Consider the following 23,995-nt stretch of genomic DNA (forward strand, 5'->3'; position numbering starts at 1 on the left):
CAAAATGGAACAGATTATTTCTAGTGATGACAGAATAAGAGAACTTATAAAGGATTTAATAGCTCATTATGAAGAAAGAGAAAATCTTGTTAAAGGTAAAGCTATGATTGTAGCTTATTCAAGAAGATCAGCCTTCAAGATGTACAAGGAGATAATTAAGCAGAGACCACAATGGGTAAACAAAGTTAAGATGGTTATGACAACAAACAATCAAGATAGTGAAGAGATGGCTAAGCTTATAGGAAACAAGAAGCATCAGAAAGATCTTGAAACAGAATTCAGAGATGAGAATAGTGAGTTCAAAATAGTTATTGTCGTAGATATGTGGCTTACAGGATTTGATGTACCATGTCTTGACACAATGTATATAGATAAGCCAATGAAAGCTCATAATTTAATGCAGGCAATTGCAAGAGTTAATAGAGTTTATCCAGGAAAGACAGGCGGACTTGTAGTAGATTATATAGGTATAAAGAAAGAGCTTTTTGATGCATTAAAAACTTATACTACAAGAGATCAGGATAAAATTCAGGAAAACGAAGAAGGCAAAAAGATAGCACTTGATATTGTCGAAGTGCTAAGAAATTTATTTCACTATTTTGACTATAGCGATTTCTTCAAAGAATCTGATAAAAGAAGATTTGAGCTTATAAGAGATGGAGCAGAGTATATACAAGCAACAGAAGCTCGTAAGAAGATATTCCTTACAGAGACTAAGAGATTAAAAGATGTATATAAAATATGCACAAGCTTATTGAGTAAGGGAATTAAGAATGAAATTGCATACTTTATAGCAGTAAGAAGCTTTATAATGAAGACAAGTAAAAATGGTGTGCCAGATTTAAAAGAAGTTAATAAGAGAATATCCGATATGCTTGAGCAGGCAATCTTAAGTGATAAGGTGCTTTCACTTACTGAAGCAGGCACAAAGGAAACATTTGAGTTATTAACAGATGAGAACTTAAACAAGCTACGAGCATTACCACAAAAAAATATGGCAGCAAATATATTAATGAGAGTAATGAAAGAAAAAGTGGCTGATGTAAAGAAGACAAACTTAGTCATAAGCAAAACATTTAGTGAAAGGCTTGAAAAAATAATAGAACGATATAATGACAGAAGCGATGATGAAGATGTATTCAAAGTTCTTGAAGAGTTAGTTAAGTTTAAACATGAACTTTTAGAAGCAATAGAAAAAGGACATCAAGTTGGATTGACATATGAAGAGAAAGCATTTTTCGATGTACTTACATCTGATCCAGAAGTTATAAAAGAAATGGGAGATGACATTCTTATAAAGATAGCAAGAGAACTTACTAAAACAGTAAGAGAAAACATGACTCATGCTTGGTACGAAAAGGCACAAGCACAAGCCAAAATGAGAAGTGTAATAAAGAGATTGCTAAAGAAATATGACTATCCACCTAATAAGAGCAAGAAAGCTATAGAAGATGTATTGGAGCAGGCAAAGCTTCAATGTGTTAATATGTAAGAAAAGATTATAGAAATATTGGTACCGAATACTAGACCCGAAGGGCAAAGTCAAGATACCTGGGGCAGAAAATTTTAATATATAAGAAGTATATATTTCATATAGTAGGTTCAGAAAAATTTTATAATCTAAATTTATATATAGTAAAAATTCCATAAGCAAGGCAAAAATAATAGCGTAGATAAGGCAGGAGAAATCCTGTCTTTTTATTTTATAAAAAAAGTTTAAAAAATTTCTTTTTTGAGGAGTCTATTTTAAGTGTTCACCATAATATATAAGTGTAGGGGTGAGAGAGATTTTTTTACCTAATTTAAAAACAAAGGAGAAATATTATATGGAATTAAGAGCAACTATAAATAAAATAAGAAGAGAATTAAAAATGGAAGCATTAGATAATAACAAACAGGAGAAAAGAGAACAATTAAAGTGGGATATTTTATTTGATAATGCTATGAAAATGTGTGAAGCAGATGATATTGAATTTGATGAACAAATAGTGTGTATACAAGATAATGAAGGATTAGATATTAAAATAGTACAAACACCTGTAAGAGAAGAAGGGCCATTAACTAGGTTGAAAGATACATTTAGTAAAATAGGAATTAAAGCGACTAGAAATTCCTTATATGAAAATATAGAAAATTATAAATGGAATGAGAAAAAGAAGCTGATTGATGAACTGTGTGATTCAGAAGATATAGACTTTGAAGTGTCTGCAAATATTACATTAACAGAAGATAGTTTTAAAGTTGACTTAAATCAAAGAATAGTACATACAGTATGTAATGATATAGAAAATGAAGATTCAAGTTTAAATGCAGATGATATATTTCTAACGCTTAATATTGATTCAGTATCATATAAAGAAAAGCCATGTGTAAAAACTTCTAATATACAAAATAGAATTGGTTCATGTAAAACAACAGTTAATGTTAAAGAATTTATAGAAGCAATTGAAAATGGAAAATCATTTAAGGCAGCAGCTCTTAATGGAAGTAAAAATATAGATTGGGAAAGTCAGCAAGTTTTTGCATTAGATATTGATAATAATGGCCAGGAACTTAAAGAGTATGGTCTGCTTACACCAAAAGAAGCGTACAAAAGGTTTGCTGATTTAGGAGTACCACCAGCTTTTTATTATGAAAGCTTTAGTAGCACAAAAGAAATACCTAAATTTAGATTAATATTTATTGTAAGAAATTCTATTACTGATGTCAGAATTAGAAATGTTATTCAAATGGCACTTATGAAGATAATGCCTGAATGTGATAAAGCATGCAAAGATTTAAGCAGATTATTCTTTGGTACCAATAAAAAGTGTAGAGTATTTAGTGACAATATTAATGTTATTGATCCATATGTGCTGGTACAAAGTCTCGTGGTATATATAAGAAGAGTTCATGGTGATAATAGGAATGATTTAAATGCAATAAAGGATTATTGTAAATCTACTGGTTTAAATATGGTCAATGGAATACCAGATGTCAGGATAATTAATGATAATGATATTTACGAAAATGAGTTAAACTCTATTATATATAATATAGAGCTGAACGCAAATACGTTAAAAAAGGTTTTATTTAGTTTTAGCATTGATAAAGAAAGTGCATATAGAATAACTATTGATAATAATGGCAAGAAGAAATGTACAAAAGTTAATATTTCCATGAAAAAAGTTAAGTACGAAAAAACTATTCAACATTTTAACTTTAACTTATTTAATTCTAAATGCAAATTATGGAGTGACTTTATAAATGGAAAAAGGTGGTGCTATCATGAAGAGATATTTGGAATGTCAACTAATATGTGGAGGGTTAAAGGCGCTGAATCAAGAATGATAAAAGTAATCAAAAACAATAATTATTATATAAATCGAACAGATAACAAAATTAATACCATAAAAAACAGTTCAAAATATGGATATTCACCAATGAGATGTGAGAACTTCTGTCCATATTGTGATAGTTGTTCAAATCAAGGATTTAATATGCTTCATGTTATAGACAATAAAAGAGGTCAGATTAGAAATTTAAAAGAAGATACGGCAGCACTTTCAATTGAAGATGGAGTAGAAAAGTTACAAGAGGCAATTTTAGATGCATTTAATTCTGAAGAAGGTACCATTAATGTAATAAAGGGACCAACAGGTATAGGCAAAACAGAGATATTAAAGCATTTGAATAGCTATGATAATACAGTGATTGCATATCCTAATCATAAATTAGGCTCAGATATAGTAGAAAGATTGAATATACATGATTCTATATATATGAAAGATCTTGAATTAGAAGATAAGAATATATTAAATGAATTTAGAAGATTACAGAAAATCGGAGCATATAAACAAGCAAGACAATATATAGAGCAATATAGGGAGCTATTGCTTCAAGAATGTTCAAGAAAATCAGTTGCAGATATTAAGAAAGTCAAAGAATTAAATAGAATAAATGAATATTTGTTAGGAATTAAGCAATCTAAAAACACAAGTAAATTAATATTTTGTACACATAAAAAAGCTTTAGAAATAGATAATAAAAACATAAAGACATATATAATAGATGAAGATATAGCTGCAAGTACACTTATTTCAACTATGGATATAACATTAAGTGAATTACAAGAATTAATTGTAACTTGTGAAAAAATAGATATACTTAATTTAAAAGAACAACTTAACATATTAAGAACTAATGTTATTAAGGCACAAATGAATCCAGGAATTCCAATCGTAATTCCTAAGTTTACTATTAATACAAAAGAAGTTAATACTTTAATTGAAAATAAGAAGAATTCTATAAATATAAATTTAAAAGAATTATTAAAAATGAGTGCTATAATAGCAGATCAAAATGGAGCTACTTTAGGAATGGGTGTAAGGGAACTTCCGAATAAAAGATGTATTATTCTTAGTGCAACAGCTAATGAAGCAATCTATAAAGGATTGTTTCCTGATAGGAAAATCAATTTTGTAGATATAGGTAATATTGAAACAGAGGGACAGATAGTATTGCATTATACTGGCTGCTCAAGAAGTAAGTTAAATAAGGATTTTGATAGAGTATTAGAGCAAATTAAAACTGAAGCGTTTGGAATAAGCAGTTTAATTACTTTTAAAAAATATGAAGAAAAATTTAAGAAGGAAGGTTTTGATGCAATAACTCATTTTGGAGCTTGTTCTGGATTAGATTTATACAAAGGTCAAGATTTAATTGTAGCTGGAACTCCTCATGCAGATGAAAGAGTATATAGATTATTGGCTACAATAATTGATGGTAAGACAGAAGCATGTGAAAAAATCTCTTATATTAATGCCAGAAGAAATGGATTTGAATTCTATTTTAATACATATGAAGAAGGCAGCTTACTTCAAGAAATACAATTCTATTATATAGAGTCAGAATTAATACAGGCAATTGGAAGAGCTAGGGTTCTTAGAACAGATGCTACTGTTCATGTGTTTTCAAATTATCCAGTAAGAGGTGCTGTTCTTTATGACAAAAAAATATCTTAATAATATTAATTGTGGATGGAGAGAGAGATGACTAAAAATTAGTCAGTCGTAAATTATAATACTTTTCAATTAGAAATTTAGCCATAATAAATTATATAAATGTATCATAACTTTTAAGTATTGAAACCAATAAAAATGTAACGTATAATCAATGCATAGAATGGTGTCAAAACTTAGTGTCAAAACAAGGAGAGTTATAAATATGATTTATGGATATGCAAGAGTATCAACTAAAGGACAGGCTACAGATGGAAATAGTCTAGAGGTTCAAAGAAAACTATTAAAAGAAAATGGTGCAGAAGTTATATTTGAAGATAATTTTACTGGAACAAAAACTGATAGACCAGAATTTAAAAGATTACTTGATTATATAAAAGAAGGAGATACTTTGATTGTCACAAAGCTGGATCGATTTGCTAGAAGCATGACTCAAGGAAGCCAGCTTGTGACAGAATTAATTAATAGAGGGGTGAGGATCAATATTTTAAATATAGGAATTATGGATAATACACCTGCAAGTAAATTGATAAGAAACATATTCTTTAGTTTTGCAGAATTTGAACGTGATATGATTGTTGAAAGAACGCAAGAAGGTAAAGCAATTGCTAAAACTAAAGAGGGATTTACAGAAGGCAGACCAAAGAAATATACGGAGAAGCAGATTAAGCATGCATTAAGTTTATTAGCTATTAATGGTGGTGACAAAAGTTATAATGAGGTTGTTGAGATAACAGGAATATCTAAGAGCACTTTAATTCGATGCAATAATTCTAAAAAATGAAATAAATTTAAAAAAAGTTTATAAATGAGTAGTCTATTATATTGGGTTAACATAACATAAGGTATAAGGTTAGTTAAGTACAATCACAAGAACACATAGAAAGCTAAAAGAGGGCAGGAAACGGAGTGAAGATGGAAAGATAACTTTATTATATATAATTGATACTACTAAAGCTTTTGTATTTGAATCATAAGGAGTACAAGCAGAAAACGGTGAGCCCGAGGGAGAGGAGTGCAGCTGCAGAGGAAACTTATTTATACAGATACTATTAATAGAATTATGAATATATTATAGATTGATAACTAGGACCCATTACATTTTGTAACGGGTAGCGAGGAAAAACCATTTGAAATAACTTATATATTTAAATTTAATAAGGAGAGATTAAAATATGGCCAAGAAAAATTTTTATGCAGTAAAGGTTGGTAGAAGAATTGGAATATTAAAAACATGGGAGGAATGTTTAGAAAGTGTTTCTGCATATCCTAATGCAAAATATAAGGGCTTTTCCACTAGAGAAGAAGCAGAAGCATACTTAAATGATACAAAAATTGAAACTAAACAAAATAGTGAATTTATAAAATCTATTAATGAATCAGAAGATGACAATAAAATATATTATGCTGTTAAAAATGGAAGGAAGATAGGATTATTTACTACTTGGGAAGAGTGCAAGCAGCAGATTAACGGATATTCTGGAGCAGATTATAAAAAAATACAAGGTAAGATTGCCGCATTAAGATACATAAATCCTAATATAGTTATAAAAAAGAAAATAAGCGAAAAGAAAAGAAGTCATAAAAAAGATGGAATAACAAAGAAGGGGTATGATGTAAAAGCTATAAGAAGTAAAGCTGATGTTAAATGTTCTAAGACATTTATAGATCCAAAAGAACTATATTGTGAATATGAATTTATTGCATTTGTAGATGGTAGTTACGATAAAGATACAAAAACATATGGAGCCGGAGTTGTAGTTTTAGATAAAAATGGTTCATATAATACATATTCAAAAGCAGGACACGACGAGTGGGATCAGTGGAACATTGTAGGTGAATTAGAAGCAACAAAACTAGCTATAAGTAAAGCAAAAGAATTAGGAACAAAAGATGTGGCAATTTATCATGATTTAAAGAATATTGCACTATGGGCTTCTGGTGAATGGCAGGCTAAAAATAAGTATACTCAAGAATATGTTAGATTTGTAGAAGAAGCGAGCAAAGAGATGAATATATACTTTATTAAAGTTAAAGGCCATAGTGATGAATGTATTTATAATGACCTTGCAGATGAAGCAGCTAAGAATGCTATTAAAGAATATGGTAAATATAATTGATAACATATATAAAGAATTAACAACTAATGTTAATATCAGAAATTACTTAGATTCACTAAAGCTTTCAATGATATAGAAGTTGTCAAGAATATAAGTAAGTAGCTAACAATTGCATCGATTGAAAGAAGTTATAAAGGAAAGAGGAGCAGTAGCAAAGAACTATGTTAGAAATATAAAATCATCTTAAAAAGGAAAGAAAAAAGGTTGGTGAATTATCAGAAAAACAAGTAAAAAGCTTGGCGGCAATATAAAATAAAGCTAAAAGTTAATGAAGAATTTAAAAAAATGATTAAAACAAATAAATATGGAGATACTCTTCTAACAAGGAAGTGATTTTATGAAAAAATATAAAAAATCTGTATTAGAAGAGTATCCAGAACTAGTTAAGGAATGGGATTATGAAAGGAATAATGGACTTACACCAGCAGATGTTACACCAGGAATGCATATAAAGATAGCTTGGATATGTTCCAAAAATCCTGACCATAAATGGTTTGCAAATTTATCTAATAGAGCTAGAAAAAATAATTCGAGGGGATGCCCGTATTGTTCAAACGAAATATTATCTGCTGAAAATTGCTTGGCAAATGTAAATCCGAAATTGGCTAGGGAATTTTCAATAGACTTTAATGATGGATTGACAGCGGCAGATGTACAAGCTGGAAGTGGAAAAGAAGTTTATTGGAAATGTTCAATTTGTAATTATATATATAAGGCATCTGTAACTGAGAGAAATAAAGGTCATAAGAAATGTCCAAGATGTTCATCAATAGCATATAATTATCCAGAATTAATGAAGGATTGGGATAAAGAAAAAAATAGTGGTATTGATCCTTATATACTTAATAAAGGTTCACATAAAATAGTATATTGGAAATGCCATAAGTGTGGATATGAATGGCAATCAATGGCTTATGAAAGAACTATAGGACATAAGGAATGTATTGGGTGTAAGTCTTTAGCAAATACATTTCCCATAATAGCACAAGATTGGGATTATGAACTGAATGGAAATTTAACTCCAATGGATGTTACGCCATATTCAAATAAGAAGGTGTATTGGAGATGTTCTAAAAATCCTACTCATAAAGAGAGAAAAAGCGTTAATGATAGATGCAATTATGGATGTAGTTTATGTTCAAGAGGAAGAAATACATCTATAAGTGAAGTTATGATTTATTTAGCTTTTAAAGAAGTCTTTGGTGATGTTCATAATAGATTTAAGATTCAAAATGACAAGAAGCTTGAATGTGATATCCTTATTCCACAGATTGCTTTAGCTATTGAATATGATGGGTATAGATATCACAAAAATAAGAAGGAACAAGATGAAGAAAAGAATAGAAGACTGGCACATCAAAAAATAAATAATAAAGAGATAACGTTTATTAGAATAAGAGAAGAAGGATTACCAAAATTAAAATCTTATGGTAGCTTTCATATTACAATAAAGAGACATTTAACCAAGCTAAATGAATTTTATAAAAATTTGATTAATCTAATAGAACTTATCTATCATGGTAATAATGAAATGAAAAGTAGAACGGAATTATTAAGAAAAGTAGAAATTGATAACATGAGATATAAGGCTTTAATATATTTATCGAATATTGATGAGAAAAGTAGTCTGCAAAGTGTGAATCCTGAATTAGCTAAGGAATGGCATCCGACTAAGAATGATGGACTATTGCCTATTCATGTAAAGCCTTTTTCTAATGAAGTTGTATGGTGGTGTTGTAATAAATGTGGATATGAATGGAGAGAAAGTGTGTCTAAAAGGAATGCAGGAAGTGGTTGTCCAAGAGAAAACGGAAGAGGAAGTGCATTTGTTGTAACAGAAGAAAATTCATTATATACAAATTATCCAGCGTTGGCTGAAGAGTGGAATGTGAAAGCTAATAATGGGAAAACACCATCAGAAGTATATTATAAATCTACATTAGAGTATTATTGGACTTGTAGAAGAAATCCAGATTATTTATGCAAAATGAGTGTTAGAAAAAAAGCAAGAAAGTTAAATAGATGTCTTAATTGTGATCAGTATTCGCATTTTTAGGGAGGATAGAGCAGTACTTAGTTAGTATTAACTTACTAGACTTGTGCAGTAAATAGGAAAAATTTAAGCTGCTAGTCCTAATTTGGAAATAGTAGTCTCTAGACTTATCCCGTTATCTGCACATTCATGTGCAAAGGTAACTATTTTTACCAAATAGTTGTTTCGGAAGTGTAATATTACATCTCCAATATTTTTTAATTTATATAATTTACCATATTTAATTCTGAAAAGCTCAAGGAAAGTATATGTTAAAAATATCATACTCCAATACCTGTGTATTGATTCTAAGGATTGAATTTGAAATTCATCAAATCCAAGAGCAGTTTTATGATATCTATAACTTACTTCAATATCCCATCGCTTTTCGTAATATGAAATTATAGCCTTATTATCAAGCGATACATCAGTACTTATAATAAATGATGGATTATCAGATAAATCCTGTTTAGTCCAACTTATAAGTACAACAGCATTTTCTATGTCGTTGAGTTTTCCTTCATATCTATAAACATAATACTTGTTGTTACTAGCGGTAACTAAGCTAGTTTCATTAGTTCTAATATATGAAGAAAGCTTTTTGACATTTGTTTTAATGCCAGCTGGATAAATCACTCTGTTAGATTTTATTCTGCCAATTGTATGATAACCATTTATTAAACCGTGAAGCAAAATTTTTGCTGAAGTATACCAAGAATCAACCAGCAAATAATTTGTTTTAGTTGCTGGAGTAAATTCATTTATTAGTTCCATTGCAAGTTCATTTTTATCTAAAAACTTTTTAGATAGATTTTTACTAGATTCCTTTCGGTGATATTGTTTAAAATTTAAAGGTATAGAATAATCCTTGATTTTATAGTGAGAGGTAACTAAACAGTGTGACCACTTCGGTTTGTTGCCATCTGCATGAGAATTGTGAAAATCCAAACCTTCGATTTTTTTAGTTGAGGTATTTTTCTTACTCAAAGTATCATCAATAATTAGGAATCCAACATCATTATCTTCACAACTATTAGAGATTTCAGAGATTGCATGAAATATGCGTTCTTCCGTAACATATTCATGATTCCATGAATATGAGCTTAGAAATCTTGAGCCAGTACTTCTGTGTCGATTAGATGTAAGTTTATTATAAGCTGAAGAAATTGTTTTATTTCCTTCGGTTACGATTATTCCAGATGTTAAATTTATCATATGGTTCTTTATCGCAGAAGAATATGGCAGATTTAACTCTAAAATATAGTTGCTAATAAATTCGTTTTGGTTTAATATTGTTGTCGGCATATAAATCTCCTTAGATTTTGGTTTGGCAATATAAATCTAACATGTTTGAGGTTTATATGCTATTTTTATATAAAAAATTATATTGGTAAAATATGAATAATAAACCATTGGTAAATTTTCTTAAATTAATGCACAAGTCAAGTTAACTTATATAACTTTCTATAAAATTAATGGAGTTCAATGCTTTAATAGTATGGGTGCTTATCTGATTTCTTGTATAAACCTTTACTAATGAAGTATTTGTAGTAACAATTACTTCAGAAGATTTCGGTAGTATATGTGAAACTTTATAATAGCAACAAGTAGATTTCTTAGAATAAATAGAAAAATGATTACAAATACATAGATTATAATAAAATATTATTGAAATTAGGATATACTCCTAAAAATAGATCGCCAATAAGATTCAACCATTCCTAATCCTAAATTTTTTTGAGCGTTTTGGATCATTTAATAATGCATTAAAATTAGCTAAATTAGATTTAAATATAGAAAGAGATAATGTTGCTTTAAAACATGAACTACAAAAACTAGTGAAGATTTTAGGATAATAATATAGTTTTGTATAAAAGCATCAAAGTATATAAACTTAATAACTTGCGATAAAATTTATATGGTATAATACCCTAATAGTATAGATACTTATCTGACTTTCAGGATAATTGGATTTTATTGATTAAAAGACTTTTTATTTATTCATTTGTCCATAATTATAAGTTTTTATATAATTATAATTAGCATTATCAGATTTAGAGCGAATAACGAAATTAATTAATGTTTATTATTGATTATAAATATTTATATTTTAATTATATTGAATTCAGGAGTAGATTTATGTTTGCAAATTATATAAAAAGTAAATTCTTAAAGATATCAAAAAGAAAGTCTTATAAGTGTAAATATTCAATTAAAGATTCTTATACTAAGATAATCGATTTTTTTAGATTTAACCATATAAATACTGATATTGTTATAGTTTGCATAGGGACTAATAGAACGGATACTGTTGATTGTCTTGGACCATTTGTTGGATCTATATTAAGAGAAGATAAAAATTTCAATATACCTGTTTATGGTAGTATGATTAATCCAATTAATGCAATTAATTTGAAAACGCAAATGAATACAATAAAAGATAAACATCCCAGTGAAACAATAATAGCAATTGATGCAGCACTCTCAGATAAATCAAAGATAGGAATGATTGATATAAAAAGGGGTGCAATAAAACCAGGAAAGGGAGCAGGAATAGACTTATTAGAAGTTGGTGATATTTCTATTAAAGCTTTTGTAGCACCAGTGAATATTGATGTAATGAAATATGGTTCAGATTTAAGTTTTATTAGTGAAATGGCATATGCTATAGCTAAAGGATTAAAAGAATCTTTTGATGAAAATAATAAAATTTTATAGATGTAAAGTTTATTTTTATAATAATTATTGCACTTTCCAAGAAAAAGGTGGACTTATTATAGAAAATGAAGGCAATGATGAATATGAAATGATAATGATGGTTTTAAATGCAGGAGCAGAAGACTTCAATGCAGATGAAGATGAAGTATTTGTAGTAACTACAGCTCCAGAAGATTTCGGAACAGTACGTGAAGCATTAGAAGAACAAGGAGTAGAATTTTTAGAAGCGGTAGTAAAGATGATACCAGATACATACAACGCAATAAATAAAGAAGATGCTGAGTAGTCTTAAAAGATGTTAGACTTACTTGAGGATGATGTTTAAGAAGTTTACTATAATAAAAATATGACAATATGATAGAGGGAGAGATGCCTCATTTTTTATGTTTAAATATATTGAAAAGCCGACTCCATACACATATAATATACTTAACTGAATATGGGAATGGAACGAATAGAATTTTATATTGACGGATATTCTGAAATCGGCTTAAATACTAAGCTTAATGGCTGTATATGGAGAATGTCACGGTGTAAAAGGTATGGAATTTAAAAATGTTTTTATAATGAACATATGTGAAGATACTATACCACATTCATCAAGCAAGGATACTAATCTTGAAGAAGAAAGAAGACTGTTCTATGTGGGTATGACACGTGCTATAGATGAACTTTATTTATTCTCACCTAGAAGTAGAAAAGGTCAATTTAAAGATGTGTCTAGATTTATAGTAGAAGGGAAGCTTAATGACCTTCCTGTAGATACTTATGGATTTGAAGAAGGTAATAATGTAAGTCATAGAACTTATGGGGTTGGAGTAATTGAAGAACTCAATAAGGATAAGGTTAAGATTAGGTTCAGCGATGGAGTAGACAGGAGTTTTAGTTTGAAAGTTCTTGTTGAAAATAATCTTATACAAAATGTATAAGTTGATTTTTATATAATAATACTATAAGGAAGTCATTAAATGATTTACAAATCAATTTGATGACTTTTTGTAATTAAAGTATAAAAATTTAAATTGAATTTATAAAAGTATGTATTTGAATTATAAAATTAAGCTGAAACATTCAAAAAATAAGTTGGGTTATTAACAAAAAAAGCAATTTTTATACTCGTAGTATAAAAAATATTTCTTTGAAATCAATGTAATTTTATTAAAATTATAAACTTTCTAAATTATATATCTATATGAAATTTATTATGATACAATACTTTGAGTGTAAAACTATTTGATTTGGAAGGAAAAAACTTATGATAAGATTTAATAGAACTACTTTATTATTAATTTGTGGAGCAATGGTAGGTGGTATTGTACCTTTGACAGCTGCAAATGCATCAGTTAAATCACTAGAAACTAAAGATGGACTTATTTATGATGCTCAAGCCTTTGCTAATGGTATGTATATATATATATGATGGTCAAAAGACAGATGATTCTGAAGATGATAAAGTTAATAGATTAGACAATAAATTTAGACATAAAGTATTATCCTAAAAAAGTAAAAACGTATGAAGCTAATGCAATACTTGATACAGTAATAGACTTTATTACAGGTAAAGATGTTTCTGCAAGAATACTTGGAAAAGATATTTATATTGTAAAACCTGACACTGATAATAATAAAATATCATTTAAAAAGTATAAGATGTCAACTGTAAAAGCTAATATAGATGGAAAAACTATAAGTAAAAAAGCAGTTAAAGAAGATAAGGATTTTGATTAAATTGAAGATGAAGATATGGATGATTTTTCTATAGATGCACACGGTAATCTTTGGGTTCTTTCAAAAGGAAGGATTAAAAAATATGTAAATGGAGAACTGTCAACTTTATATAAATTAAATGCACCAATAACTGCTATAGATAATTCAGTAGCTGAAAAAACTGTACCTTCTGAAAATACTTCTGCTGAACCACAATCTGTAGCGCAAACAGGCTGGGTAAAGAATGAAGATGGAAGCTGGAGTTATAAGAATTTAGATGGAACTAATGCAACAGGATGGATTAATAATAATGGAAACTGGTACTATTTAAATAATGATGGAAAAATGCAAACAGGCTGGATTAATGATGGGACTGATTGGTACTATTTAAATCCATCTGGAGAAATGAAAACTGGATGGCATAAGGATAGTAATGGTAAATGGTATTACCTTCTTGAGTCAGGTAAGATGGCACATGACACAGTAGTGAATGGATATACTATCGATTCAAATGGTGCATGGGTATAATATTTGTTAGTATTTTTATAAAAAGCTATTATAAAATAAGGAAAAGTTATTTTATAATAGCTTTTTTATATACAGGATTAAGTTAATAATGTTGGAATGATTAGTATAAATAAGTGTAAAGAGCAGGAGTGTATAAATTTTGTAAGATTAATTATTAGGGCACATTAATTGATATAATTTGTCTTATAATATATAATTTAAAATGGATTTATGAACGAATAAAGAGAAAAAATATCAATAAAGGTGTGTTTAAATGGAATTAAAGGGTTTTAATCAAAAAGATATAATTTTTTCATTAGATATAGGGACAAGGTCTATTATTGGAACAGTTGGGATAATAAGAGATAAAAAATTTGAAGTTGTATGTGAAAAGTACATGGAACATGAAGAAAGAGCCATGGTTGATGGACAAATTCACGATATTGGATTAGTAGCATCAGTAGTACATAAGGTAAAGTCAGAAATAGAAGACGAAACAGGGATAAAGCTTACAGATGTGTCTATTGCAGCAGCAGGTAGATTTCTAAAAACTGTTGATGCAAAGTCTGAAATTGAAATTAATGATGATGAGGAAATTGATAAAGAACTTGTTAGAAGTCTTGAACTTAGTGCTGTAAAAAAAGCCGAAGAGGACATTAACAAAACAACAGAAGGGAAATTATATTGTGTAGGATATTCAGTGAAGAATTTTTACTTAAATGGATTTCTTATTTCAAACTTAATTGGTCATAAAGGAGAAAAGATTGCAGGGGAAATAATTGCTACATTCTTACCAAGATCAGTTGTAGATTCATTATATGCTGTTATGAATAAAGTTGGATTGAAGGTTACTAATCTTACATTAGAACCAATAGCAGCTATGGAGGCAGCTATACCAAAGAACTTAAGACTTTTAAATATAGCTTTAGTTGATATAGGGGCAGGGACTTCAGATATAGCAATAAGTTCTAAGGAAACTATATCTGCATATGGTATGGTTCCTATTGCGGGAGATGAGGTGACTGAAACGATAGTACAAGAATATTTGGTTGATTTTAATACTGCAGAAAATATTAAAAGAGCAATAGGAAATAGTGAAATAATATATACTGATGTTCTAGGGCTTGAAAATAGTGTATCTTCTGAAAGTGTATTAAAAGCAATAAATAGTATTGTTTCTAAAGAAAGTGATGAAATATCAAAAAAGATATTAGAGCTTAATGGAGGAAAAGCGCCTAGTGCAGTATTTTTAGTTGGTGGAGGTGCACATACACCGGGAATATTAGAAGGAATAGCTGAAAAGTTAAATCTTCCAGCACAGAGAATTGCTATAAAAGATAGGAAGGCAGTTACTGAATGTGTTTCTGATAATACACTAGGTTCTGCTGGAGTAACGGTGCTTGGAATTGCTCTAACAGCAATAAGAAGTCTTGGTAATGATTTTATAGATGTTTTGTTTAATGATGAACCAGTAAGTTTGTTTAATTCACATAAGCATACTGTTATGGATGTACTTCTTCAAGCAGGAATAAATCCTTCATTATTAATAAGTAAAAATGGTAAGAGCACTAGATTTACATACAATGGTTGTAAAAGAATTGTGTTTGGAGAATATGGAACAAATGCAAAAATAACAATTAACGGTAATGAAGCAGGTCTTGAAAGTGAAGTAGAAGAAAAGGATGATATCAAACTTCAATTTGCCCAAAATGGAAAAAATGCAGCTCCTAAACTATGTGAAAATATAAGAAACATAAATTCTATATCTATATACATAGATGATGAAATAATAAGCATTGAACCTGTTACCTTAGTTAATGGAAAAATTGAAAATTTAGAATATATAATTAAGAATGGAGATAATGTAGAAGTATTCCTTCCTTCAAGAATAAAAGATATAAAAAAATATATTATAAAAGAAGATATAAATATTCTTCAAAATGGTGTCATATTAGATGAGGAATATGAAGTATCAGAAGGAGAAAAAATATTTAAAGAACATACAGAAGAACTCGAGAAAGATATTCAAAAAGAGTGTGTAAATATTGATAAAACAGAAATTGTAGATGAAGTAAATAAAGAGCATAATAAAAAAGTAGATGAAAAAGTTATTTCTTCGATAAATGATGATAATAATTCAGAAAATTATTATGAGGAATATAATATAAAAGATATACCAGTATCTAATAATGAAGCTGAAGAAGAAATATTATCAGGTGCTGAACTGGGAGGAAAAGGAGACTGTGTTAGAGATGTACAACAATTAGAAAAAGATCTTCAAGTAAGTAATAGTGAGCCTGCTAGATATAAAGAAGAATTTGAAACTATAACTGTAATGATAAATGGAAAGAAAACAATTATGGAAGGTAAAATTGAATATGTTATAGTTGATATTTTTAATTATATAGATTTTGATCTTACAGTTCCAAAAGGAAGTATTGTAATAAAAATAAATGGAGAAAAATGCGCTTACACAGATACAATAAAAAATAATGATATTATAGAAATATACTGGGAAAATTAAATCAGTTACAAAGTAAATAGTTAAAAGATGAGAGTTTAATATAAAATTTTTTGAAATATGTATAATGAGGGCAATTAATTATGAATTTTTAACTGAATGAAAGGGTGAAATAAATGATTAATTTTAAAGATGAAGCAATAGCAATAAAGGATGAGTTAATATCAATAAGAAGAAATTTTCATGAGCATCCTGAGGTAGGATTTGAACTTCCAAGAACTTCAAAGGTGATTAAGGATTACTTAGATAGTTTAGGAATTCCTTATATAGAAACTGCAAAAACTGGAATTTGTGGAATTATAAAAGGAACAAAAGAGGGGAATAATAAAGTTGTAGCGTTAAGAGGAGATATGGATGCTCTTCCTATTCAAGATAGAAAAAAGTGTGAATTTAGCTCAAAAGAACCAGGTAAAATGCATGCGTGTGGCCATGATGCACATATGACTATACTTATGGGAGCAGCTAAACTTTTAAATAACCATAAAGATGAATTTTCAGGAACAGTAAAATTATTATTTGAACCAGCAGAAGAAACTACTGGTGGAGCACCAATAATGATAGAAGAAGGTGTTTTAGATAACCCAAATGTTGATGCTATATTTGGACTTCATGTAGATGAGCAGACTGAAATAGGAACTATAAAAGTTAAAAAAGGTGTTGTTAATGCAGCTTCAAATCCGTTTTCAATAAAGATAACTGCACAAGGAGGACACGGAGCATATCCTCATACAACTGTAGATCCAGTAGTTATAGCTAGTCATATAGTTATAGCTCTCCAAACTATAGTAAGCAGAGAAATTAATCCTGTAAACCCTGCAGTAGTAACTGTGGGAACAATTCATGCAGGAACAGCTCAGAATATTATTTCAGGTGAAGCAACTTTAAGTGGAATAATAAGGACTATGACTAAAGAGGATAGGGCCTTTGCTATTGAAAGATTAAAAGAAATAGTAAATGGAATTGCTGAAGTATCTAGAGCTAAAGCTGAAATTATAATAGAAGAAAGTTATCCTTGCCTTTATAATGCAGATGAAAATGTTGATATTGTGAGAGAGTCTGCAGCGGAAATAATAGGAAGTGAAAATGTAATTGAGCAGAAATTTCCTAAGATGGGTGTGGAAAGTTTTGCATATTTTGCAATGGAAAGACCTTCAGCATTTTATTTCTTAGGAACAGGAAATGCAGAAAAAGATACGCTTCAACCAGCTCACAGTGATCTTTTCAACATTGATGAAGATGCGCTTCCAATAGGTGTAGCTATACAAGCTACAGCTGTATTTAAGTATTTAAATAAATAATGGAAGCTTTAAAGTTAGCTTAATATAATTGACAATAAAGCAAAAAAACTAGATAATGCTAAGAGGCAACAGATAAACAAAAGGCTATATTGTAGAAAAATAATTTATATACAGTTTAAAACTTTCAGTTGTCAGTTAACAAGTAATAATTAACCGTTAATTGTTAACTGAAAAGTTTATACGCAATTTATAAATTTATGAATACTATGAGATGGCTTAACTGAAAAAAGTAGGAGTGATATTATTTGAGAATAGAAATAGGCCCAAACGAAGCAGGTCAAAGACTGGATAAATTTTTAAGAAAATTATTAAAGGATGTACCATTAAGTGCAATATTTAAGGCGTTAAGAAAAAAGGATATTAGAGTTAATGGCAAGAAACAAAATGAAAAGTACTTCTTAGAAGAAGGAGATATAGTTGAAATTAAATATATACAAAGCAAAAAGCAAGATAATACTGAAAAATTCATAAAAGTTGATCCAAAGCGTATTAAAATCTGTTTTGAAGATGAAAATTTAGTTATAATAGAAAAATGGCCTGGAGTATTAGTTCACTCTGATAGTATCAAAAGTGAAGAACCAACATTAACAGACTATGTTCTTTCATATTTAAATGACAAGGGTGATTATCTTCCAGAAAAAGAAGTTACATTTACACCAGCGCCATGTAATAGACTTGACAGAAATACATCAGGAATGATTATTTTTGGGAAAAGTTTTGAAGGCTTAAAATGTATTAATGAAGCAATTAGGGAAGACGAAATAAAGAAGTATTACTATGCGTTAACAAAAGGAAAAGTTAAAGATGGATTAAAAGAAGCATATATACTAAAAAATCCTGAAACTAATATTTCAAAGATTTATGAAAAACCAGTTAATGGTGCAAAGAAAATAGCAATGGAAGTTAAAACTGTTGAAACTAATGGAGCTTATTCATTAGTAGAAATAAATCTTATTACAGGAAGAAGCCATCAAATAAGAGCGCATCTATCATATCTTGGAGCACCAATCATTGGAGATAATAAATATGGAGATAAACAGCTTAATTCATTTTTTGAAAATAAATATGGTTTAAATTATCAATATTTATATGCATATAAACTTAATTTTAGAAAAATAAAAGGTAAGCTAGAATATTTAGATAATAAAACAATAGCAGTAGCTTTACCTCCGCTATTCAAAAAAATTAAACAAGATGTATTTAAAGTGACGTTTAGATAGGAGGTACATTAGTGGAAGAAAAGTCGTCCTCAAATAAGGGATTTCTGATACTTTCAATAGCAGGTCTTGTAAGTAAAATTATATCGGTTTTTTATATTCCTATACTTCAGAGAATTCTTGGACTTAGTGGATATGGAATATATCAAAACTGTTATGAAGTATTTTTATTTGCATATGCTGTAACTAACCTTGGAACACAGCCTGCAATAGCAAAGCTTGTAGCAGAACTTTCAGCTCATGGAAGACATGAAGATGCTATAAGAACGTTAAAAATATCAAAAATGCTGCTTGCTTTAGTAGGTGGAATAATTTCTGTTTTACTTATGCTTCTTGCATTTCCAATAGGAAATTTAATTGAAAATCCAGAAGCTTCTTATGGAATAATGATGCTTGCACCAAGTATATTTGTAACATCTGTACTTTCTTCGTATAGAGGATATTTCCAAGGTATAAGCAGTATGACAGCAATTGCTGTATCTCAAGTACTTGAACAGGTTATTAATATATTAGTAAGCTTAACATGTGCATTTTTCCTAGTAAAGATAACTATTGCATATGGTAGTGCAGGTGGTACTGTAGGTACTTCAGTAGGTGCTTTGGTTGCTTGCCTTTATATGATTTATGTATACAAATCAGAACGATTTGAAGAAAAAGCCTATGAAGAAGCTGAAAAACATAATCAAAAGAGAATAAGAACAAAAAGTATAATAAGAAAACTTATAAGATATGGATTGCCAATAACTTTAACCTCTGGACTACAAAACTTTGGAAGTTTAGTAGATATGGTAAATGTAAATAGCAGACTTGCTCATGCAGGATTTACTTTGACACAATCTCAGGCTCTTTATGGAGTCTTAGGAAGATATAAGACGCTATTATCAGTACCACTTATAATAGTTACATCTCTTGCAACAACAGTATTACCAGCTGTTTCGGCTGCCGTTGCTCTTAAAAATAAAAAGGAAGTAAGAAAGAATGTGAATTTTGCATTTAGAATTACTTTTATAATAACAATTCCTGCGGCAATTGGTTTATCATGTCTTGCAGGCCCAGTTTTTGAAATGTTATATGGAACAAGCGAAGGTTTTGAACTTATGATGATTGGGTCCATAGTACTTGTTATACAAGCAGTAGTACAGATACAAACAACAATATTACAAAGTATGAATAAGTTATATTATGTTCTTGTAACATTCTGTATAGGTATTGTGGCAAAGATAATTGCAAACTTTATATTAGTAGGTATACCAAATATCAATATCTTAGGTGTAGTAGCAGGGAATTTATTATGGTTCTTAATTCCTATGATACTAAATCAGAGAGCCCTTAAAAAGACTTTAAGAATAAAGATATCTCTAATAAGAAATGTAACAATTCCACTTATATCATCACTTGCGATGGCTGCAATAGTATTAATATTAGAAAAGCCTTCTGATGTATTTATAACGTTAAGTGGTGGTGGTTATATTATTAAAAGCTGCATTACATTATTTATAATCGCAGTTGGAGGATTTGTATATTTATATTTAATGATTCTTTTAGGTGGAATAAGAAAGAACGATTTAGATAGCATATCTGGAAGAATATATGGGCTACTTCCAAGAATTCTAAGAAAATCTATGAAATAAAATCCTTTTAACAATATAAAATATTGAAACACAATAAGGAGTATTTTTGCGATTAACTGCGAAAATACTCCTTATTATATTTGTTAAGCTGAAATAAATTAGTTGTATTCTCCAAATCCACCTAAGTAAGTAAATATTAAAAATGTTAGTCCAATAACAGAAAAAGTATTTAGTATTATTGAGCTTGCAAAAAAGTATTTTGCAAATAAATTTATTAAAATGAAAGCAAGTAATCCTAATAGAGTATATATTACTACATTATATATATTAAGATTTATTTCTATATGCTTGTTAACTTCATGTAAATTCAAAAAGAGACTTATACTGCATGCAATACATATTGTTATGCTATATCCAAAGATATTTATTGAAGGTATTGAAGTTAATATATATAGACATACTAGCTCAATTAATGCTTCAATAAGAGAATTTCTGAGTATTATGCTCTGACGATTTAACCCATTTAAAATGCCAAACATTGTGAGAGATGTAAATAGTATAGGAGCAGCAATAGAAGAAAATTTAATATATGCGCCTAAATCATCTCTGCCAAAAAAAATTTGTCCAAGAGAATTAGGGACTACATTGCAGACGATGGTTGTTGCAATACCTAATAGGAAAGCAAGTTTGATTACTTTTTTTATTCTAAGTGAAGCATCATACTGTTTTCCCTGACTTATTGTCTTTGAAAGATCAGGTATAAGGAGAGTATTTATAGTTGATACAACAATCATTGGAATGGTAATTATACATACAGCCATACCATTATATTTGCCGATAAGGCTTAATGATTCTGTATAATTGAATCCTGCCACCAAAAGACGTCTAGGTACAATAAGTGTTGCCATCGTTCCTAGTATATTAGTTAAAAATCCATTCATGCATAATGGAATACATATAATCAGAACATCAAATAATAATTGGAAACTTCCTTCAGGAGCTTCATATGATTTTGGAAGTCTTTTTATTGTGTATTTGTAATATATAAATAAAAAAAATAAGCTTTGAAGTTCACCAATACATAATGCAACTGTTGCTAGTGTAACCATTCCTTCAAGGGTTTTAGCTTGAGTTAAAAATAGTAACACACTTACAGTTACAATTCTCATAGCCTTTTCACAGATATCAATAATAGCTGGAACTGTTATTTTAGATGTCCCATAGAAGTAACCTTTAAATATATTCGAAATAGCTATACATACCATTGCAGGGCATATAACTCTTATAGCACTGATAGTTCTCATATCTTTTACACCATATCGTCCAATTGACGGAGCTAAAAAGAAAACCATAAGTCCAATCAGAAATGCCCAAGCAATATTGAAGATTGAAACAGCCTTAATAGTCTTAACTATATTGTTATACTGACCTTTATCAGTGTATACAGCGGTAATTTTAGAAATTGAGGCCACAATACCAGCAGACATAAGGCAGATAAATAAATTATAAATAGGCATTACAAGATTATAAAGTCCCATACCTTCAGGTCCTAATACTTTAGAAAGATATATAGAGAAAATGAAACCTAATATTCCGGTTGTCACGTTTGACACTGTAAGTAAGAATGAATTCTTAAAAAAATTATCTTGTCCCATATCTACCCACTCCTTTAAGTTACTATAAATAATATTCAAAAAGTAAGGTGAATATTCTATAACTTACATTGTTTTAAAAATACTTGTTCTTATTTTTATTGTTAAAAATATAAATTTAGTAAAGGAATCATAATGATGTAGGGCTAATTAATAATATATGGAAAAAAGGTGTTGAAGGATATTAAGAAATTAGTACTGGGTATGAGTATCAAAATGGGGGTGTGGTAGTGAAAAGGTTTTTTAAGTTTTTGTTAGCAGCAATAATAATAGTTGTAGCAGCATTTTCTATCTTTGAATTTTCAAACAAGTATAGAATTAGTTCTCTTAAGAATAATATAAATCTAAATATATATGCTAAAAATTGTAAAGATGCAGTGGGATTTGACAAGGATGAAGAAGGAAACACATATATTGCATATAAAACATATATTAAATCTTTAAAAAGTGATGGGCGAGAAAATATAATATTAGAAGATTATAACTTTAATATTGAAAATGTATTATATTATGATAAGAAATTATTTTTTGTTACCAATGATAAACTTATGGAATGTGATATTGACGGAAAAAAGGTTAATGTAATACTAGATAAAATACCTAGCGAAGGAAGGTGTATCTGTAGAAATTTGATAATAAAGGATTCACATTTACTATTATCTATAGGAGCTGCAACAAATTCAGGTATTGCAGATAAAGAAGACTATAATGATTATAAAGTTCCTTATGATAAAAGTCCAATAAACATAACTTTAAATGGTGTAAATTTAGGTGAAAATAAAACAGGGGCTTTTGTACCTTATGGAAATTCTACAAAACAAGGAGAAAAAATAAAAGCTGAAAATTTAGGAAATGCATCTATTGTAGACATAGATTTAAATAATAAAAAAACTAGCCTCTATGCTTGCGGAATACGCAATATTACAGGATGGGATTTAGATAGTGAGGATAATTTGATTGGAATAGTTGGTGGCATGGAAAATGTAGGGGATAGACCTGTACAGAGGGATTCAGATTATATTTATAAGATAGACAAGGGAGCTTGGTATGGATGGCCAGATTTTAGTGGAGGAGATCCCATTAGTTCTCCTAAGTTTAAAGATGAAAAACTTATAAAGCCTTTAATTGCTAATCCACCTAATAACATAGTATGTGCTCCTTTGTATGCTTTTGAAGATGTGGGAATAATAAAATATTTAGCTATAGATAAAAGTGGAAATGTATTAGATAAGAATTCTAAGGTTTTTTATAATAAAAAGAATAATATCATTGAAGCATTATCGTCTAATAATATTCATTATGAATTATTAAAGATGAAAGATGAAAGTATAGTATCAGGAATAAAATATTTTAATGATAATATATATATTCTTGATAGTGGGATAGGATGTATTTATAAGCTTCATTACAATAAAATGAATTTTAAATTTAACCTTTCTAAACCTGTATGGATATTTTTACTTGTTTTTGGGATTTGCCTTTTGATGGTAGTTATAATGAAAGAAAATAAGAAGATAAAAATAGAAAATAATAGTAAAGGTAAGTAAAATTATAATCTAATATAGAATAATAGGAGCTGTATCAAAATTAGAGTTTTTAAACTCTAGTTTGATACAGTCTTTTTCAGGTTTATGTATTTTATTCATATGAAA

General features: G+C 28.9%; 16 protein-coding genes and 1 pseudogene. 15 read left to right on the plus strand and 2 right to left on the minus strand.

The features are described 5' to 3' along the window. The first annotated feature begins 4 nt into the window (after nt 1-4). The 5 genes from HF850_RS15550 to HF850_RS01735 all read left to right on the plus strand — a co-directional run bounded on the left by HF850_RS15550 (nt 5) and on the right by HF850_RS01735 (nt 9,176). Nucleotides 5-1,492, plus strand: a complete 1,488-nt coding sequence (locus HF850_RS15550; RefSeq protein ID WP_243159363.1) for a type I restriction enzyme endonuclease domain-containing protein — start codon at nt 5-7, stop codon at nt 1,490-1,492. A gap of 334 nt (nt 1,493-1,826) precedes the next feature. Next, on the plus strand, nt 1,827-5,003 hold the full coding sequence (locus HF850_RS01720; RefSeq protein ID WP_169103759.1) for a hypothetical protein: 3,177 nt from the start codon (nt 1,827-1,829) through the stop codon (nt 5,001-5,003). A gap of 202 nt (nt 5,004-5,205) precedes the next feature. Next, nucleotides 5,206-5,784 (plus strand): recombinase family protein, encoded by a 579-nt coding sequence (locus HF850_RS01725; RefSeq protein ID WP_169103760.1) that lies wholly within the window; start codon nt 5,206-5,208, stop codon nt 5,782-5,784. Nucleotides 5,785-6,175: 391 nt separating this feature from the next. Continuing rightward, nucleotides 6,176-7,120, plus strand: coding sequence for a ribonuclease H family protein (locus HF850_RS01730; RefSeq protein ID WP_169103761.1), 945 nt, complete (start codon nt 6,176-6,178; stop codon nt 7,118-7,120). 337 nt (nt 7,121-7,457) lie between these two features. After that, nucleotides 7,458-9,176, plus strand: coding sequence for a zinc-ribbon domain-containing protein (locus HF850_RS01735; RefSeq protein ID WP_169103762.1), 1,719 nt, complete (start codon nt 7,458-7,460; stop codon nt 9,174-9,176). 63 nt (nt 9,177-9,239) lie between these two features. Here the strand turns inward: HF850_RS01735 and HF850_RS01740 are convergent, their stop codons facing one another. Beyond that, nucleotides 9,240-10,457: an IS701 family transposase gene (locus HF850_RS01740; RefSeq protein WP_169103763.1), complete on the minus strand. Its 1,218-nt coding sequence runs from the start codon at nt 10,455-10,457 to the stop codon at nt 9,240-9,242. 834 nt (nt 10,458-11,291) lie between these two features. Between HF850_RS01740 and yyaC the strand changes: the two genes are divergently transcribed. From yyaC to HF850_RS01785, 9 genes and pseudogenes are all read left to right on the plus strand, one after another. Then, nucleotides 11,292-11,870: a spore protease YyaC gene (yyaC, locus tag HF850_RS01745; protein ID WP_169103764.1), complete on the plus strand. Its 579-nt coding sequence runs from the start codon at nt 11,292-11,294 to the stop codon at nt 11,868-11,870. A 34-nt stretch (nt 11,871-11,904) separates the two neighbouring features. After that, nucleotides 11,905-12,153 (plus strand): annotated as a pseudogene (locus HF850_RS01750) (YebC/PmpR family DNA-binding transcriptional regulator); the annotation flags it as partial. 211 nt (nt 12,154-12,364) lie between these two features. Next, nucleotides 12,365-12,799 (plus strand): 3'-5' exonuclease, encoded by a 435-nt coding sequence (locus HF850_RS01755; protein ID WP_347564374.1) that lies wholly within the window; start codon nt 12,365-12,367, stop codon nt 12,797-12,799. A gap of 326 nt (nt 12,800-13,125) precedes the next feature. Continuing rightward, nucleotides 13,126-13,290 (plus strand): hypothetical protein, encoded by a 165-nt coding sequence (locus HF850_RS01760; RefSeq protein ID WP_169103767.1) that lies wholly within the window; start codon nt 13,126-13,128, stop codon nt 13,288-13,290. Nucleotides 13,291-13,613: 323 nt separating this feature from the next. Continuing rightward, nucleotides 13,614-14,105 (plus strand): N-acetylmuramoyl-L-alanine amidase family protein, encoded by a 492-nt coding sequence (locus HF850_RS15955; protein ID WP_169103768.1) that lies wholly within the window; start codon nt 13,614-13,616, stop codon nt 14,103-14,105. Between the two features lie 253 nt (nt 14,106-14,358). Next, nucleotides 14,359-16,608: a cell division protein FtsA gene (locus HF850_RS01770; protein ID WP_169103769.1), complete on the plus strand. Its 2,250-nt coding sequence runs from the start codon at nt 14,359-14,361 to the stop codon at nt 16,606-16,608. Nucleotides 16,609-16,721: 113 nt separating this feature from the next. Beyond that, nucleotides 16,722-17,903, plus strand: a complete 1,182-nt coding sequence (locus tag HF850_RS01775; protein ID WP_169103770.1) for a M20 family metallopeptidase — start codon at nt 16,722-16,724, stop codon at nt 17,901-17,903. A gap of 245 nt (nt 17,904-18,148) precedes the next feature. Continuing rightward, nucleotides 18,149-19,123, plus strand: coding sequence for an RluA family pseudouridine synthase (locus HF850_RS01780; protein WP_169103771.1), 975 nt, complete (start codon nt 18,149-18,151; stop codon nt 19,121-19,123). A gap of 11 nt (nt 19,124-19,134) precedes the next feature. After that, nucleotides 19,135-20,751, plus strand: a complete 1,617-nt coding sequence (locus HF850_RS01785) for a polysaccharide biosynthesis protein (protein ID WP_169103772.1) — start codon at nt 19,135-19,137, stop codon at nt 20,749-20,751. Between the two features lie 98 nt (nt 20,752-20,849). Here HF850_RS01785 and spoVB read toward each other — a convergent pair whose 3' ends face one another. Continuing rightward, the gene (spoVB, locus tag HF850_RS01790; RefSeq protein ID WP_169103773.1) at nt 20,850-22,346 is read right to left on the minus strand and encodes a stage V sporulation protein B; all 1,497 of its coding nucleotides are present in this window, start codon (nt 22,344-22,346) and stop codon (nt 20,850-20,852) included. 227 nt (nt 22,347-22,573) lie between these two features. Between spoVB and HF850_RS01795 the strand changes: the two genes are divergently transcribed. Next, nucleotides 22,574-23,890 carry a PQQ-dependent sugar dehydrogenase gene (locus tag HF850_RS01795; RefSeq protein ID WP_169103774.1) on the plus strand — a complete coding sequence of 439 codons (1,317 nt, stop codon included), beginning with the start codon at nt 22,574-22,576 and terminating at the stop codon, nt 23,888-23,890. Nucleotides 23,891-23,995: the final 105 nt, after the last annotated feature.

This window comes from Clostridium sp. SM-530-WT-3G (assembly GCF_012843905.1).
Lineage (GTDB): Bacteria > Bacillota > Clostridia > Clostridiales > Clostridiaceae > Clostridium.

Coding starts and splice junctions, on each gene's coding strand:
- yyaC (WP_169103764.1), top strand. CDS start 11,292: ATGTTTGCAAATTATATAAAAAGTAAATTCTTAAAGATATCAAAAAGA.
- spoVB (WP_169103773.1), bottom strand. CDS start 22,346: ATGGGACAAGATAATTTTTTTAAGAATTCATTCTTACTTACAGTGTCA.
- HF850_RS01720 (WP_169103759.1), top strand. CDS start 1,827: ATGGAATTAAGAGCAACTATAAATAAAATAAGAAGAGAATTAAAAATG.
- HF850_RS01730 (WP_169103761.1), top strand. CDS start 6,176: ATGGCCAAGAAAAATTTTTATGCAGTAAAGGTTGGTAGAAGAATTGGA.
- HF850_RS01760 (WP_169103767.1), top strand. CDS start 13,126: ATGATAAGATTTAATAGAACTACTTTATTATTAATTTGTGGAGCAATG.
- HF850_RS01735 (WP_169103762.1), top strand. CDS start 7,458: ATGAAAAAATATAAAAAATCTGTATTAGAAGAGTATCCAGAACTAGTT.
- HF850_RS15550 (WP_243159363.1), top strand. CDS start 5: ATGGAACAGATTATTTCTAGTGATGACAGAATAAGAGAACTTATAAAG.
- HF850_RS01725 (WP_169103760.1), top strand. CDS start 5,206: ATGATTTATGGATATGCAAGAGTATCAACTAAAGGACAGGCTACAGAT.
- HF850_RS01770 (WP_169103769.1), top strand. CDS start 14,359: ATGGAATTAAAGGGTTTTAATCAAAAAGATATAATTTTTTCATTAGAT.
- HF850_RS15955 (WP_169103768.1), top strand. CDS start 13,614: ATGGATGATTTTTCTATAGATGCACACGGTAATCTTTGGGTTCTTTCA.
- HF850_RS01740 (WP_169103763.1), bottom strand. CDS start 10,457: ATGCCGACAACAATATTAAACCAAAACGAATTTATTAGCAACTATATT.
- HF850_RS01775 (WP_169103770.1), top strand. CDS start 16,722: ATGATTAATTTTAAAGATGAAGCAATAGCAATAAAGGATGAGTTAATA.